The sequence below is a fragment of the Clostridium sulfidigenes genome, assembly GCF_052067195.1.
In the GTDB taxonomy this organism is placed as follows: Bacteria; Bacillota; Clostridia; order Clostridiales; family Clostridiaceae; genus Clostridium_J; species Clostridium_J sulfidigenes.
The window spans coordinates 1-855 of the sequence record NZ_JBQHQR010000039.1; the positions used below are offsets into that span (position 1 = coordinate 1).

Consider the following 855-nt stretch of genomic DNA (forward strand, 5'->3'; position numbering starts at 1 on the left):
TCTCTGGATCACTGGCTATTTGCGCCTACCCAAAGCTTATCGCAGCTTATCGCGTCCTTCTTCGGCTCCTAGTGCCAAGGCATTCACCATGCGCCCTTTGTAGCTTGACCTTAAAAATTGTTATAAACTTCGCATTACTTCGTTAGCTTCAGTCACTGTGATGCTCATTTACCAATTGTAAACTCCGCTTCTCATTCCTTTGCTGCCTAGCACTGCTCGTTTCTAACTATTTTTAATAATGAATTATATAGCGTATTATTCATTATTAAAATCAATTCATAATTCTACAAAGAATTCAAATTAAAATTCTTGACGAAATTTAAGCAGATATCCAAAATCTTCGATTTTGTGATAATCGCTTATACAAATCATATGATTTGTATTTCTTATATCTTCACTGTGTAATTTTCAAAGAACATAAAAAAAACTTACAAACTCAATTGTAAGTTAATGGTGGGTCTAAATGGACTCGAACCATCGACCTCACGCTTATCAGGCGTGCGCTCTAACCAGCTGAGCTATAGACCCATAAGTGGTGGAGATAAAGAGATTCGAACTCTTGACCCCCTGCGTGCAAGGCAGGTGCTCTCCCAACTGAGCTATACCCCCATATTAAACTTACTACAAGTTTTTTTAGAGATAGTCTCTCAAAATTAAACAGAGTTAAAGTACCAGTGTCCAGCTGTGCTGGATGGACTCATCTAAACTTTCTAAAATAAATTTTACAAAGTAAGATTCGTTCAATGTCATGAAGGATTAACTTCATGTCGACTCCCTAGAAAGGAGGTGATCCAGCCGCAGGTTCTCCTACGGCTACCTTGTTACGACTTCACCCCAATCACTAATCCCACCTTC

The 855-nt window shown here is 38.7% G+C and carries 2 tRNA genes and 2 rRNA genes; all 4 read right to left on the bottom strand.

Annotation, left to right across the window (positions count from 1 at the left end):
- Nucleotides 1-110, bottom strand: a 23S ribosomal RNA gene (locus ACTNBA_RS19050); the annotation flags it as partial.
- A 341-nt stretch (nucleotides 111-451) separates the two neighbouring features.
- Nucleotides 452-528: transfer RNA gene (locus tag ACTNBA_RS19055), tRNA-Ile, on the bottom strand.
- A 5-nt stretch (nucleotides 529-533) separates the two neighbouring features.
- Nucleotides 534-609: transfer RNA gene (locus ACTNBA_RS19060), tRNA-Ala, on the bottom strand.
- A gap of 170 nt (nucleotides 610-779) precedes the next feature.
- Nucleotides 780-855, bottom strand: a 16S ribosomal RNA gene (locus tag ACTNBA_RS19065); the annotation flags it as partial.